Genomic DNA, 12,917 nt, shown 5'->3' on the forward strand with positions numbered 1-12,917 from the left:
CGGTCTTATCCGGTGAAGGGGAGGGTCAGTACCAGCAGCACTTGCACGGCCAGGCACAGGGCCTGGCGGCGCAGCAGGGCCAGGGCGACCTGGCTGCGTGCCGGCCAGTCGCGGCTGTCGCTGGCGCTGGGTTTGAGGCGGAGTTCATGCAGGGCACGGTCCAGGGCCTGGGTATCGGCGGGCAGGTCGCTGCTGGCGGCCAGGTGGGCGAACAGCTCGGCATCCAGGGCGACACGTATCGCCCAGTACTTGTGGGCCAGGCCGATGACCAGCAGCGCCACGCACAGTGCGCGGGCCGGCGAAGACAGCGCCAAGCCGAACAATGGCGCCAGGCTGCAGGCGATTGCCAGCAGGCTGATGCCGTCCGACAGACGTTCCAGCTGGCGGCCACGGGAGAGCAGGCTGGCGACGACGCGCAGGTTCATGGCCGGGCCTCCAGTTGCTGCAGCACCTGCCGATGGGCCGGGTGCAGGACCACCCTGGGGCGTGCCTTGCGGATGAGCATTTCGGCCTGGCTGGCGTCGCTGCAACGGCCGCTGATGATCAGCCAGGCAGCCACCGCGCTGGCGCTGCGCGAATAGCCCAGGGCGCAGCAGACCAGTAGCGGGCCATGTTGGCGCAGGTGTTCGATGGCGGCGGCGGCTTGCTCCAGGGTTTGCCGGCTTGGGGCGATCAGGTCCAGGCTCGGCAGGCTCTGGTAATACTGCACAGGCTGTTCGAGGGCCATCGCGGGGCAAGTCGCAGCGGCGCACCGCCGCTCCCACGCAGCCTCCGACGAGCTATTGCCTAGCGCGTGGGAGCGGGCTTGCCCCGCGATGGCGTCGGTACAGGCCAGCTCCGCACACAGGTCGATCACCGCAGCAAACGCCGTCGCCTCCCCGTGCCCCGGTATCCGGCCCAGATACACCCCATCCAACACTTCATCCGCCTGCGGGTGCTGCCGGGTCCACAACCGTGAGTTGGCCCACGCAGCCAGCAGATAGGGCGCCAGCAGCACGCTCGCGGCAATCGACAGCTGGCCATCCGCGCCTTTCTGGAAACCGCCCGCACCGAACAGGCCATAGTTAAGCGCCACCAGCAGCAGCGACACAGCCGGCCACAGCAGCCACAAGCTGACGTGGCCGAGCTTGAGGGCCAGCACGGCCAGCAGCATCGCGCCGAGCCCGTAGCGCAACGCCATGCGCCAACGCTTGGGGTCGCGCGCCAGCCGGGCCTGCTGCCAGGGCAGCGGGCCTTGCCGCGGCCACAGCCACAGGCAGACGAAACCGGCCAGTGCGCCAGTTGGCAGGTCGATGAAGTGATGCTGCCAGGTGGTCAGCACCGACACCCCGATCAGCCCCATCCAGCCATGCACCAGCCAACGCCACATAGGCTGCTGGGTGTGCCGGGCGAACATCGTCCAGATGATCACCAGCAGTGCGATATGCAGTGATGGCGCCTGGTTGTAAGGCTTGTCGAAGCCCATCAGCACATCGAACAGCCAGCCGAACAGCCCCGACAGTTCCGGGCGCTCGAAGGTGAAGCGCAATGGCCAGAGCAGGAAGCAAGCGACGCTGACCAGCTGCGCGGTCAGCAGCGCCAGGGCGTGCCGGTCCATCTCCCGCCGGGTGTGCGGCAACAGGAACGACAAGCCGTACAACAGGTCGATCGACCAGTACGGGATGATCGTCCATGGCCACAACGGCATGTGCCGTTCCCAGGCGAACACCAGGCTGCCGACATCTTCGCGCCCAGCCGTGTAGTTGTTGGCCAGGCCGTAGCTGAGGAAAAAGAACGGGCCGAGCAGCAACAGCCACAGCACGCCACGTCGGATCAGCCCTGCTTCACGGGCCATCAACGCACCCGCTGCGCCAGGCTGACACTGAAAATGCCCCACTCGTCGATGCGCTGGGTGATCTTGCGAAAACCTGCCGCCGCCACCAACTGGTCCATCTCTGCCTGGCTGCGCCGGCGCATCACCCAGGCCTGGCCGCCACGGTGGCTGGTCAGCGCCCGGGCGATCATCTCCAGTTGCGGGTGCCAGGGCTGGCCGGTGTACACCAGGTAGCCGCCTTCCTCGACGACATCGGCCAGCCCCGCCAGCGAGTTAGCCACGGCCTCATTGCTGGGGAACAGCTCATACAGGCCCGAGACCACCGCGAGGGTCGGGCGCGGGTCGAGGCCGGCCAGGCTCTGGCGGTCGAAGGCATCGCCCTGGACGAAACGGGCGATCTCACCCAGGCCCTTTTCGCTGATCAGCGCATTGCCTTGCTGCACGTTGAGCTCGCTGTAGTCGCGCAGCAGGATCGAGTCGGGCAGCTGCTGCAAGCCTTGCAGCGCTTCGAGGATGTAGCGGCCGTGGCCGGCGGCGATATCGACGATGCGCACCGGGCGCTGTTGCTCACGCAGTTGCGCGATGGCCAGGCGCAGCAGTTCCTCGACGTTGAGCTTGCGCTGGCGGATGCCGCGCCAGCCGATGGCGTTGAGGTAGTTCTGGTCGATCATCTCGCCCAGCCGGCCCTTGCCGGTGGGCTGGTTGCGGTACACGTAGTCCAGGGTCGAGCCAGAGTCGAAGCCGGTGTCGAAGCCCAGCTTCACGCCAGCGGAAAGGCCCTTGCCCAGTTGCAGGCCGGCGCGGGTGGCGCGCCAGTACAGGTCGCGTGGCGAGTTGCGCGGCAGCGGTGCGGCCAGGCTTTCGGCCTCGGCGCAGCTGGCGCCGGTCTTGTCGGCATCGAGCAGCGATGGCACGGGTGCGGGGTTATCGAAGCAATGCTCGACGAAGCGCTTGATCCGCGCCAGGGCATGGGCGCGGTCCCGTTCGCCGAGGGTGTCGTGGAAGAAACCAGGCAGAATGTGCATCTCTTTGCGCGCACTGCCCAGGCGCTCGAAGAAGCGCTCCTGCGGGGCGCGTTCGACCACGAAGTCCGAGCCCGATACCAGCAGTTGCGTCGGCACCTGGATCGCCTGGGCATCCGCCACCACGCGGTCGGCGGCTTCGTACAGGCCGAGCAGCATGGTCACCGAGATCGGCCGGCTGATCAGCGGGTCGGCCACGTAGGACATGACCCGCTCCGGGTCGTGGGTGAGCAGGCGCGGCTTGACGTAGCTGTTGACGAAGAAATTGCCGCGCAGGGCTTTCATCAGCTTCAGCCCGGGGCGGGCAAAAGGTACGTAGAGTTTGACCTTGAACGCTGGCGAGGCCAGCACTAGGCAGCGCACCTTGGGCGCGTAGTCATGGGCCCAGGTGGCGATCAGCACGGCCCCGACGCTCTGTGCCAGCACCACCAGGTCGGGCTCGGCGATGCCGTGCTGCGCCTGGATATGCTCGATGAAGGTCTGCACGTCGCGCACGCTGGTGGCGAAGCTCGGGCTGTCGCCGCGCGCGCCCGGCGACTGGCCATGGCCACGGGCGTCCCAGGCGAAAACGTCATAGCCGGGCAGGTCCAGCTCGTCGGCCAGGTGCGCCAGGCGCCCGCCGTGCTCGTGGCCACGGTGGAACATCACCACGGCACGGCGCGGCTGGTGTTCGTTGCGTGTGGCGGGCCAGTGACGGTAGTGCAGCTCGACGCCGTCATGGGTGGAAAAATGCAGCGATTGCGCTTGGCGCATGGCGAATATCCTTGTCCGGCAGCGGGGGGCTCAGCGGGTTTCGGCCAGGCCCTGGCGAACCCGGTTGTACAGGGTATAGAGCGAGAGCAACAGGATGACCAGCAGCAGGCCGTTGATCCAGGTTGCACTCAGCAGCCCGAAGGCTACCCCGGTGCCCAGCACGCCAAAGGCGAAGGCCCGGTCGCTCTTGCCCATCGGCCCGTCGTAGCGCCGCGACGCGCCGGCCAGCGGGCCCATCACCCCGGCGTACTCGCTGATGACCGCGAGCAGCACCACCAGCACCACCAGCGCCGGCGATACGCCGGTCAGCAGGGCGAAGGGCAGGTACAGCGCGGCATCGGCGATCACGTCGCACAGCTCGTTGAGGTAGGCGCCCAGCTTCGATTGCTGGCCGAACTCCCGGGCGAGCATGCCGTCCACCGCATTCAGTGCCATGCGCAGCAGCATCCACACCGGCACCAGTATGAACAGCCACGCCACCTGGGGCAGCCAGGCCAGCAGCAGGCCGATGAGCACGGAGATTGCGCCAGCGGCGACGGTGACCTGGTTGGCGGTGACGCCCCGCTCGAACAGGCGTTGCACGGTCGGGCGCAGCAGCGCCTGGAAGCGGGGTTTGAGCTGGTAGATCGATGGCACGTGGAATTCCCTGTCGTGGTGCGGCGATGCGGCAATTGTGAATAAGGCGCGTGGGTGGCGGCAAGTTGAAAGCGCCCATCTGTGAAGTGCATCAGGCCTACGAAATGGAAGGAATGTGCCGCTTGTCGCCTATTGTGTGCATGGTGTGTATTTGGCTTGGTTAAAACCCATAGTGGTGTGTACGCTACACATCACCTGCCAAAGGAAGGATGCATGCGCAGCAGGGACGTGATCCAGCTCATCGAAGCCGACGGCTGGTACGAGGTGGAAGTGAAAGGAAGTCACCATCAATTCAGGCATCCGTACAAGCGAGGGCGGGTCACGGTTCCCCATCCCAAAAGCGATCTGCCCAGGGGCACCGTGCACAGCATTTTGAAACAGGCTGGCTTGAAATGAGGCCGGTTGCGTTGAGCGGGACGCTTTGCGGCCCACAGGACCAAGGGAGACAGACCATGAAATTCCCCGTTGTACTGCATAAGGATGAGGGCACTGACTACGGCGTGATCGTGCCCGACGTGCCTGGCTGTTTCTCGGCCGGCCCTACTGTTTCCCAGGCGCTGGAAAATGTGCAGGAAGCCCTGGCCCTGCATTTCGAAGGCCTGGTGGCCGACGGCGAGGCGCTGCCGCAGGCCGAGGAGGTGGATGTGCATGTGGCCAATCCCGACTACGCCGGGGGCGTCTGGGCGGTGGTGGACTTCGATGTCACCCCGTACCTGGGCAAGGCGGTGCGCTTCAATGCCACGTTGCCCGAGAACCTGCTGCAGCGCATCGACGAAAAGGTGAAACGCGATCATCGTTACGCCTCGCGCTCTGGCTTCCTCGCCTCGGCTGCGCTGCGTGAGCTGGCGGTCGCCTTCCGCTAACCGCCGGGTTTGGCGCGGTCCCTGTAGGAGCGGCCTTGTGTCGCGATAGGGCTGCGTAGCAGCCCCGGCAATTGTGTGACATACACCGATCCTGGGGCCGCTCCGCGCCCCTTTCGCGGCACAAGGCCGCTCCTACAGGGATCGCGCAGCTTTCAGGCCATCAGCAAATGCTCGACCAGCGCCGCCGCATAGCCGGGGAGCGCGGCAAAATCCCGGGCGCATACCTGCAATTGCCGGTTCGCCCACGCCTCGTGCAGCGCCACCCAGTGCAGGGGCAATACACCCTCCCAACGCCGTACCGAGGCCAGCGGCACCACCCCCACGCCAGCCCCGCCCGCAACCATGCGGATCACCCCATCGAAGCCTTCGGCGCGTACCCGCACCAGCATCCTGTGTCCCAGCCGCAGTGCCTGTTCCTCAAGGTGCAAGGCCAGTGCGCTGTTCGGGCCCAAGCCGACATGCCCGTATGCAAGGCTTTGCACAAAATCGGGCGCGGCTGCATCGGCCAGTGCATGCCCCTCCGGCATCACCAGCACCAGCGGATCGTCGCGAAACACTCGGGTCTGCAGATGCCCGCAGGGCGCAGCGGTGGAGACGATGCCCAGGTCGGCCATGCCTTGGGTAATGGCCTGGACGATGCGCAGGCTCGGCTGTTCCTGCACGTCGATGCTCACCCCCGGGTACTCGACCAGATACCGTGCCAGCAACTCGGGCAGGTACTCGGTCAGCGCCGCGGTGTTGCACAGCAGGCGCACCTGGCCCTGCTGGCCCTTGGCGTACTGAGCCAGGTCGTATTGCAACCGCTCCACCTGCGCGGCGATCAACCGCGCGTGCTGCAGCAGGGCCTGGCCAGCGGGTGTCGGCTGCACGCCGCGGCGATTGCGTTCGAGCAACGGGATGCCGAGCGAGGTTTCCATGGCGCGGATCCGTGCGCTGGCGGCCGGCAGCGACAGGTGGCTGCGGCGTGCGCCGGCGGTGATGTTGCCGCACTCCAGGGTGTGCTGGAACAGCGCAAGGTCGGTCAGGTCGAAATGCATCAGCCTCTGTCCTGGCAAAAGTCTGGCTGAGTATATGGCGAATTTTCAGGCCTGCGCGGCCAGGTCAGGATGGCGCCATGAATACATTTTTCGCGTTTTACCAGAACATCGGCCCGGCACTGACGCTGCTGGTGGTGCTCACCTTCCTGCTGGCCGGCGCGGTCAAAGGGGTCATCGGCCTGGGGTTGCCGACCATCGCCATGGGCCTGCTTGGGCTGGCTATGCCTCCGGCGCAGGCTGCGGCGCTGCTGATCGTGCCCTCGACGCTGACCAACCTGTGGCAGCTGGCGGCAGGCGGGCATCTGCAGGCATTGATGCAGCGCTTGGGCGGGGTGCTGCTGATGATCTTCGTCGGCACCTTGCTGGGCAGTCGCTGGCTGGGGATCGACAGTGGCCCCTGGGCGGCCCACGCCTTGGGTGGTGCGCTGGTGGTGTACGCCCTGTATGGCCTGATCGGGCCGGGCCTGCGCCTGGCGCGGCATCACGAGCGCTGGCTGGGCCCGTTGTGCGGGCTGGTAACGGGAGTGGTCACGGCTGCCACCGGGGTGTTCGTGATGCCCGCCGTGCCCTATCTGCAGAGCCTCGGCCTGAGCCGAGACGAGATGGTCCAGGCCCTGGGCCTGTCGTTCACCGTCTCGACCCTGGCGCTGGCCATCGGCCTGGCCGGCCAGGAGGTACTGGACGGCCAGGCGCTGGGTGCCTCATTGCTGGTGCTGGCCCCGGCGTTGCTGGGCATGCTCGCCGGTACCTGGCTTCGCAGCCGTATCAGTGCAGCGCTGTTCAGGCGCTGCTTTTTCATCGGCCTGGCGCTGCTCGGCGGGCACCTGCTGATCAACGGTTAGCGGAGGAGGCACTGAGCATTTCGATCATCTGCAAATCGAAGTCGCGCTCCAGGTATTTCATGCGGTTTTCAAAGAATTCAGCCATGTGCGGCAGGGCCGAGTGCACGTCCAGTGCCGCCTTGTCTGCCCACACCTCGAAGAACAGGAACAGGCTCGGGTCTTCCTTGTCGCGCAGCATGTGGTACTCGATGCAGCCCGGCTCCTGGCGGCTCGGCTCCACGTAGGGGCGGAACAGTTGCTCGAAGGCATCGGACATTTCCGGGCGGGTCTTGGCTTGGAGGATGAAAGCAAACTGCTCGCTCATGGTGAGGCCTCTGTGGATGAGATGGTGAACAGATTCTAAGGCAATAATTGGCTGGTAATTCGTGATTTGCAGGCAAATGTATTTTGCCGTGCCCCGGCTTTATCCGCCGCCCGCGACTGCCTAATCTGCCGCCATCCAATTGACCCGGTCGCCGGTACCAACCCTTCGAGGCACACCATGAAAAAGATTCTTCTGCTCAACGGCGGCAAGCAATTCGCCCATTCCGACGGTCGCCTCAACGAGACCCTGCACGAGGCTGCCCTGGCCCATCTGGACCGCGCCGGCTTCGACCTGAAGCAAACCTTCATCGATGGCGGTTACGACGCCCGGGAAGAAGTCGAAAAATTCCTTTGGGCCGATGTGATCATCTACCAGATGCCCGGTTGGTGGATGGGCGCCCCCTGGACCGTGAAGCAGTACATCGACGAGGTGTTCACCGCTGGCCACGGCAGCCTGTATGCCAGCGATGGCCGTACCCGCTCGGACGCTTCGCAGAAGTACGGCAGCGGCGGGCTGATCCATGGCAAGCAGTACATGCTGTCGCTGACCTGGAACGCACCCCAGCAGGCGTTCGATGACCCGGCTGACTTCTTTGAAGGCAAGGGCGTGGACGCGGTGTACTTCCCGTTCCACAAGGCCAACCAGTTCCTCGGCATGACCGGGCTGCCGACCTTCCTGGCGGTGGATGTGATGAAGCGGCCGGATGTGCCGGCGGCGCTGGCGGCCTATGAGCAGCATCTGCAAGCGGTGTTCGGCAAGGCCGAGTGATAGGTGCCTGATCGCGGGGCAAGCCCGCGCCCACAAGATTGCGTGGGAGCGGGCTTGCCCCGCGATGGTTATGCAGGCTTGCGCGCTTGCCGCCCAAACGCTATCTATCAATGCGATCCCCCACCAAGGCCATCCCCGCGTGAAAACCCGCTCCGAAGAACTCCAGGTATTCGTCGCCGTCATCGACTGCGGTTCGATCTCCGCCGCTGCCGAGCAGATCGGCCAGACCCCGTCGGCGGTCAGTCGCACCTTGTCGCGCCTGGAGGGCAAGCTGGGCACCACGCTGGTCAACCGCACCACCCGGCGCATGGACCTGACCGAAGAAGGGCGCTTCTTCCTCGAGCGTTCGCGGCAGATCCTCGAGCAGATGGACGACATGGAAGAGCGCCTGTCGATGCACCGCCAGACCCCGTCCGGGCGCCTGCGCATCAATGCTGCCGGGCCGTTCATGCTGCACGCGATCCTGCCCTGGATCAGCGAGTTCCGTCAGCAGTATCCCGATATCGAACTTGAACTGAACACCGACGACCTGATCATCGACCTGCTGGAGCAGAGCACCGACGTGGCCATCCGCATCGGTGAGCTGGCCGACTCCAGCCTGCATGCCCGGGCGCTGGGTTGCAGCCCGGTGCAGGTGCTCGCCAGCCCTGCGTACCTGGCCCGGCACGGCACCCCGCAGAACGTCGAGGACCTCGCCGAGCATTGCCTGCTCGGTTTCAGCTCCCCCGAGTCGCTCAACCAGTGGCCGCTGCGCCACGCCCAGGGCGAGCGCTGGGCGATCCGCCCGCAGTTGCTCGCGTCCAGCGGCGAGACCCTGCGCCAGCTGGCCATCGCCGGGGAAGGCATCGTCAGCCTGTCGCACTTCATGACCCACGAAGACATCCGTGCCGGCCGCCTGCAGGTGCTGCTGGCGGAGCACAACAACGGCTATCGCCAGCCGATCAATGCGGTCTACTACCGCAATACCCAGCTGGCCCTGCGCATTCAGTGCTTCCTTGATTTCATCCAGGCCAAGCTGGCGGCGTACGCCTGCGCAGTTGCCTGAATGCGACAACTGCTGCCCGTCGGCGGCGGAAATTTCCTACGGTGTTTGCTTAGTCGGAGCGCTTCGGCCTTAATGACTGATCAACAAAAACAACACCAAGGAAGTGCCCATGCGTCTTGTCATGTTCCAGTCATTGGCCCTCGGGGCCGCGATCCTGAGCTGTTCCTCTGCTTTTGCCGTGACGCTGGAAGGCGGCGCGGTGGCCGCGCCTGATCAATATGGCGCACAGGTGGCCGCCGATATCCTCAAGAAGGGCGGCAACGCGGTGGACGCCGCCGTCGCCACGGCCTTCACCCTCGCCGTCACCTACCCCGAGGCCGGCAACATCGGCGGCGGTGGTTTCATGACCCTGTTCGTCGACGGCAAACCGTACTTCCTCGACTACCGCGAAGTGGCCCCCAAGGCCGCCACCAAGACCATGTACCTGGATGACAAGGGCGAGGTGATCGAGAACCTGAGCCTGGTCGGCGTGCGCGCAGCCGGCGTGCCGGGCACGGTGATGGGCCTGTGGGAGGCGCATCAGAAGTTCGGCAAGCTCAAGTGGAGCGAGCTGCTCACCCCCGCCATCGGCTATGCGAAGAACGGCTTCAAGATTGCCCAGAAGCAGTACCAGTACCGCGACGACGCCCAGGGCCTGTTCAAGACCGCCACCAATTTCAATGATTACTTCGGCAGCATGAAGGTGGGTGAGCTGTTCAAGCAGCCGGAGCTGGCGCAGACCCTGGAGCGCATCGCCGACAAGGGCGTCAGCGAGTTCTACCAGGGCAAGACCGCCGACCTGCTGGTGGCGCAGATGCAGGCCGACAAGGGTCTGATCACCAAGGAAGACCTCAAGGACTACAAGGCGCTGTGGCGCAACCCGATGGCCATCGACTGGCGCGGCAACGTGGTCTACACCGCGCCGCCGCCGAGCTCTGGCGGCGTCGCCCTGGCCCAGCTGCTGGGCATCAAGGAAGACCGTGCGGCCGACTTCAAGGGCGTCGAGCACAACTCGGCCAAGTACATCCACCTGCTGGCCGAAATCGAGAAGCGCGTGTTCGCCGACCGCGCCGACTACCTGGGTGACCCCGCCTTTACCCAGGTGCCGGTGGACAAGCTGGTCGCCAAGGACTACCTGGCCAAGCGCGCAGAGCAGGTCAACCCGAACGCGATCTCCGAGACCGATAAGGTCAAGCCGGGCCTGGAGCCGCACCAGACCACGCACTTCTCCATCGTCGACAAACAGGGCAACGCGGTGAGCAACACCTACACCCTCAACCTCGACTACGGCAGCGGCGTGGTGGTGAAGGGCGCAGGCTTCCTGCTCAACGACGAGATGGATGACTTCAGCGCCAAGCCCGGTGCGGCCAACGCCTTCGGCGTGGTGGGCGGTGACGCCAACGCCATCGCCCCCGGCAAGCGCATGCTCTCGTCCATGAGCCCGACTCTGGTGACCCGTGACGGCAAGGTGGTGCTGGTGGTGGGCACGCCGGGCGGTTCGCGGATCTTCACCTCGATCTTCCAGGTGATGAACAACCTGTATGACTACAACATGCCGCTGGAGAAATCGGTGGCGGCGCAGCGGGTGCACCACCAGTTGCTGCCCAAGGACACCATCTATTTCGACAGCTATGCGCCGCTCACCGGCAAGGTGGCCGATGACCTGAAGAAAATGGGTTATGTGCTGGAGGATCAGGGCTGGGAGATGGGCGATATCCAGGCGATCCGGGTGACCGGGGAGAAGCTGGAGACCGCTTCCGACCCGCGTGGGCGGGGCGTGGGGATGATCGTCAAATAGGGCAGGGTTGAAATGATCGCGGGGCAAGCCCGCTCCCACGGTCTGTGGGAGCGGGCTTGCCCCGCGATGCTTTTGTGGGTCAGACGCGGAACTGGCTGACCAGTGTCTGCAGGTGACCACCCAGGCGCGCCAGCTCCACGCTGGAGGCCGCGGTTTCATCACTGGCCGCAGCGGTCTGCTCCGACACATCACGCACATTCAGGATGCTGCGGCTGATCTCTTCGGCCACGGCGCTCTGCTGCTCGGCGGCGGCGGCGATCTGCTGGTTCATCGACTGGATATTCGACACCGTACGGGTGATGTTCTCCAGCGAACCACCGGCCTTGCGCGCCAGTTCCACACTGCTGTCGGTCAGGCTGCGGCTGCCGTTCATCGCTTCGGCGACCTGCTGGGTACCGTGCTGCAGGCTGGCGATCAGGCCTTCGATCTCTTCGGTCGACTGCTGGGTGCGCTGGGCCAGGCCGCGCACTTCGTCGGCGACCACCGCAAAGCCACGCCCGGCTTCACCGGCACGGGCAGCTTCGATGGCGGCGTTGAGGGCCAGCAGGTTGGTCTGCTCGGCCACCGACTTGATCACATCCATCACACTGCCGATCTTCTGGCTTTCCTGCTGCAGCAGGGTCATGGCGTCGGTGGAGCGTTTGACTTCCTGGGCCAGGCGTTCGATCTGGCTGATCGCCTCACCCACCACTTTGTCGCCGCCGCGGGCTTCGCCGTCGGCATTGGTCGCGGCAAAGGCCGCTTGTTCGGCATTGCGCGCCACTTCCTGCACGGTGGCGGCCATTTCGTGCATGGCGGTGGCCACCTGGTCGGTCTCGACCTTCTGGCTGTTGGCACCGGCGCTGGTCTGCTCGGTCACCGCCGACAGCTCTTCGGCTGCGCTGGCGATCTGGGTGACGCCGTCGCGGATACCGGTGATCAGTTCACGCAAGGTGGTGCCCATACGGCCGATGCCCTGTTGCAGCACGCCGAGCTCGTCGCGGCGGGTCACGCGCAGGTTCTGGGTGAGGTCGCCGCCGGCGATCTGCTCCACGGCCTGCAGGGTTTCGCGCAGCGGGCGGGTGATCTGACGGGTGATGATCACTGCCGCCAGCACGCCGACCAGCAGTGCCAGCAGCGTGGCGGTGATCTGCAGGCTGCGGGCCTGGGCGCTTTCGATGTCGCGGCGCTCAAGCTGGATCTGGTACAGCGCGTCGCTGCGCTTGACGATGTCGGCGCCCTGCACGGTCATTTCGGCGCGGGCGGTGGCGATGCTGGCCACGGCGTCGCGGAACTGGCGCACGGCGTCACGGTAGCTCTGCACCGATTGCTCGAACTGGCGAAGGCGCGTGGCTTCGTTGGGCAGCTGGCCCTTGAGGTTGTCGGCTTCGGCCAGCGCGGCATCCAGCTGGCGCAGGGCGGCTTGCTCGTTGGCCGCGCTGTTGTCGGCGATGTAGCCACGCACGTCGATGCGTACCTGCAGCAGTTGCTGGCGCGCCTTGCTGATCAGCTGGTACTGGGCCAGGCGCACGCTGTCGCTCTCGGCGCGCGCCATGACATCCTGGCTCAGGGTGTCCATGGCTTCGTCAGCCTTGATGGCCGAGGCGGTCATCACTTCACGGGCGGCCAGCGAGGCCTTGTAGCCTGTGCGCATTTTGTTCAGCGAGACTTTGTACTCGCTGATGGTCTGGCCCAGCTCACGCAGCAGCTTGACGTTCTCGGGGCTCTTGAAGGTGCTGACCAGGTATTCCTGCTGCTTGCTGAATGCGTCCAGCTTGGCCTGGGTGTTGGCCGCCGCTGCGTCGTCGCCGTTGGCGATCATGTATTGCAGGCGGGCGATGCGCAGGTCGGTCAGGTCCTTGTTGAGCTGGCCGATGTCGCCCATCCAATTGCTGCGGTCGATCAGGCTGCCCAGGCTGTTCCAGCCGGTCAGGGCCAGCAGGCCGGTCAGTACCAGCACCAGGCCGAAGCCCAGGCCGAGTTTGAGGTTGACGCTGATGTTGGCGAACCAGCTGTTCATGCACGCTCTCCCAGAAAATGATTTCGCTCACTTGATCTCAATCGCTGGGCGTTATTGT

At 65.4% G+C, this 12,917-nt stretch carries 13 protein-coding genes; 6 read left to right on the plus strand and 7 right to left on the minus strand.

The features are described 5' to 3' along the window. Positions 1 to 5: 5 nt before the first annotated feature. The 4 genes from ABE459_RS02070 to ABE459_RS02085 are packed head-to-tail and all read right to left on the minus strand — an operon-like array spanning position 6 to position 4,224. Positions 6 to 425 (minus strand): hypothetical protein, encoded by a 420-nt coding sequence (locus ABE459_RS02070; RefSeq protein WP_323833111.1) that lies wholly within the window; start codon positions 423 to 425, stop codon positions 6 to 8. Then, positions 422 to 1,834 carry a phosphatase PAP2/dual specificity phosphatase family protein gene (locus ABE459_RS02075; RefSeq protein WP_323833109.1) on the minus strand — a complete coding sequence of 471 codons (1,413 nt, stop codon included), beginning with the start codon at positions 1,832 to 1,834 and terminating at the stop codon, positions 422 to 424. Before ABE459_RS02075 ends, ABE459_RS02070 begins: the two co-directional genes overlap by 4 nt. Further along, on the minus strand, positions 1,834 to 3,588 hold the full coding sequence (locus ABE459_RS02080) for a bifunctional alpha/beta hydrolase/class I SAM-dependent methyltransferase (protein WP_323833107.1): 1,755 nt from the start codon (positions 3,586 to 3,588) through the stop codon (positions 1,834 to 1,836). The genes ABE459_RS02075 and ABE459_RS02080 overlap by 1 nt, the downstream gene beginning before the upstream one ends. 30 nt (positions 3,589 to 3,618) lie before the next feature. Further along, a complete protein-coding gene (locus ABE459_RS02085; protein WP_125465621.1) occupies positions 3,619 to 4,224 on the minus strand; it encodes a CDP-alcohol phosphatidyltransferase family protein in 606 nt (201 codons plus the stop codon). 213 nt (positions 4,225 to 4,437) lie between these two features. Here ABE459_RS02085 and ABE459_RS02090 point away from each other — a divergent pair, with 213 nt between their 5' ends. Both ABE459_RS02090 and ABE459_RS02095 read left to right on the plus strand, forming a co-directional pair. Then, a complete protein-coding gene (locus ABE459_RS02090; protein WP_125465620.1) occupies positions 4,438 to 4,620 on the plus strand; it encodes a type II toxin-antitoxin system HicA family toxin in 183 nt (60 codons plus the stop codon). A gap of 56 nt (positions 4,621 to 4,676) precedes the next feature. After that, positions 4,677 to 5,087, plus strand: coding sequence for a type II toxin-antitoxin system HicB family antitoxin (locus tag ABE459_RS02095; RefSeq protein WP_323833105.1), 411 nt, complete (start codon positions 4,677 to 4,679; stop codon positions 5,085 to 5,087). 152 nt (positions 5,088 to 5,239) lie between these two features. On the opposite strand, the gene ABE459_RS02100 is transcribed toward ABE459_RS02095, so the two are convergent. Beyond that, a complete protein-coding gene (locus tag ABE459_RS02100; protein WP_323833103.1) occupies positions 5,240 to 6,124 on the minus strand; it encodes a LysR family transcriptional regulator in 885 nt (294 codons plus the stop codon). A 77-nt stretch (positions 6,125 to 6,201) separates the two neighbouring features. Between ABE459_RS02100 and ABE459_RS02105 the strand changes: the two genes are divergently transcribed. Further along, positions 6,202 to 6,966 (plus strand): sulfite exporter TauE/SafE family protein, encoded by a 765-nt coding sequence (locus tag ABE459_RS02105; protein ID WP_323833101.1) that lies wholly within the window; start codon positions 6,202 to 6,204, stop codon positions 6,964 to 6,966. Here the strand turns inward: ABE459_RS02105 and ABE459_RS02110 are convergent. Beyond that, positions 6,956 to 7,270 carry a putative quinol monooxygenase gene (locus tag ABE459_RS02110; protein ID WP_323833099.1) on the minus strand — a complete coding sequence of 105 codons (315 nt, stop codon included), beginning with the start codon at positions 7,268 to 7,270 and terminating at the stop codon, positions 6,956 to 6,958. The two genes, ABE459_RS02105 and ABE459_RS02110, sit on opposite strands and share 11 nt — an antisense overlap. Before the next feature lie 177 nt (positions 7,271 to 7,447). On the opposite strand from ABE459_RS02110, the gene ABE459_RS02115 reads away from it, so the two are divergent. The 3 genes from ABE459_RS02115 to ggt all read left to right on the plus strand — a co-directional run bounded on the left by ABE459_RS02115 (position 7,448) and on the right by ggt (position 10,860). Beyond that, a complete protein-coding gene (locus ABE459_RS02115) occupies positions 7,448 to 8,038 on the plus strand; it encodes an NAD(P)H-dependent oxidoreductase (RefSeq protein ID WP_125860468.1) in 591 nt (196 codons plus the stop codon). Between the two features lie 139 nt (positions 8,039 to 8,177). After that, the gene (locus ABE459_RS02120) at positions 8,178 to 9,083 is read left to right on the plus strand and encodes a LysR family transcriptional regulator (protein WP_125465614.1); all 906 of its coding nucleotides are present in this window, start codon (positions 8,178 to 8,180) and stop codon (positions 9,081 to 9,083) included. Positions 9,084 to 9,192: 109 nt separating this feature from the next. Beyond that, entirely contained in the window at positions 9,193 to 10,860 is a 1,668-nt protein-coding gene (gene ggt / locus ABE459_RS02125; RefSeq protein WP_323833097.1) for a gamma-glutamyltransferase, read from the plus strand. A 79-nt stretch (positions 10,861 to 10,939) separates the two neighbouring features. Here ggt and ABE459_RS02130 read toward each other — a convergent pair whose 3' ends face one another. Continuing rightward, positions 10,940 to 12,859 carry a methyl-accepting chemotaxis protein gene (locus ABE459_RS02130; RefSeq protein ID WP_323833095.1) on the minus strand — a complete coding sequence of 640 codons (1,920 nt, stop codon included), beginning with the start codon at positions 12,857 to 12,859 and terminating at the stop codon, positions 10,940 to 10,942. Positions 12,860 to 12,917: the final 58 nt, after the last annotated feature.

Origin of the sequence: Pseudomonas sp. TWI923 (assembly GCF_039673365.1) — a bacterium.
In the GTDB taxonomy this organism is placed as follows: Bacteria; Pseudomonadota; Gammaproteobacteria; order Pseudomonadales; family Pseudomonadaceae; genus Aquipseudomonas; species Aquipseudomonas sichuanensis.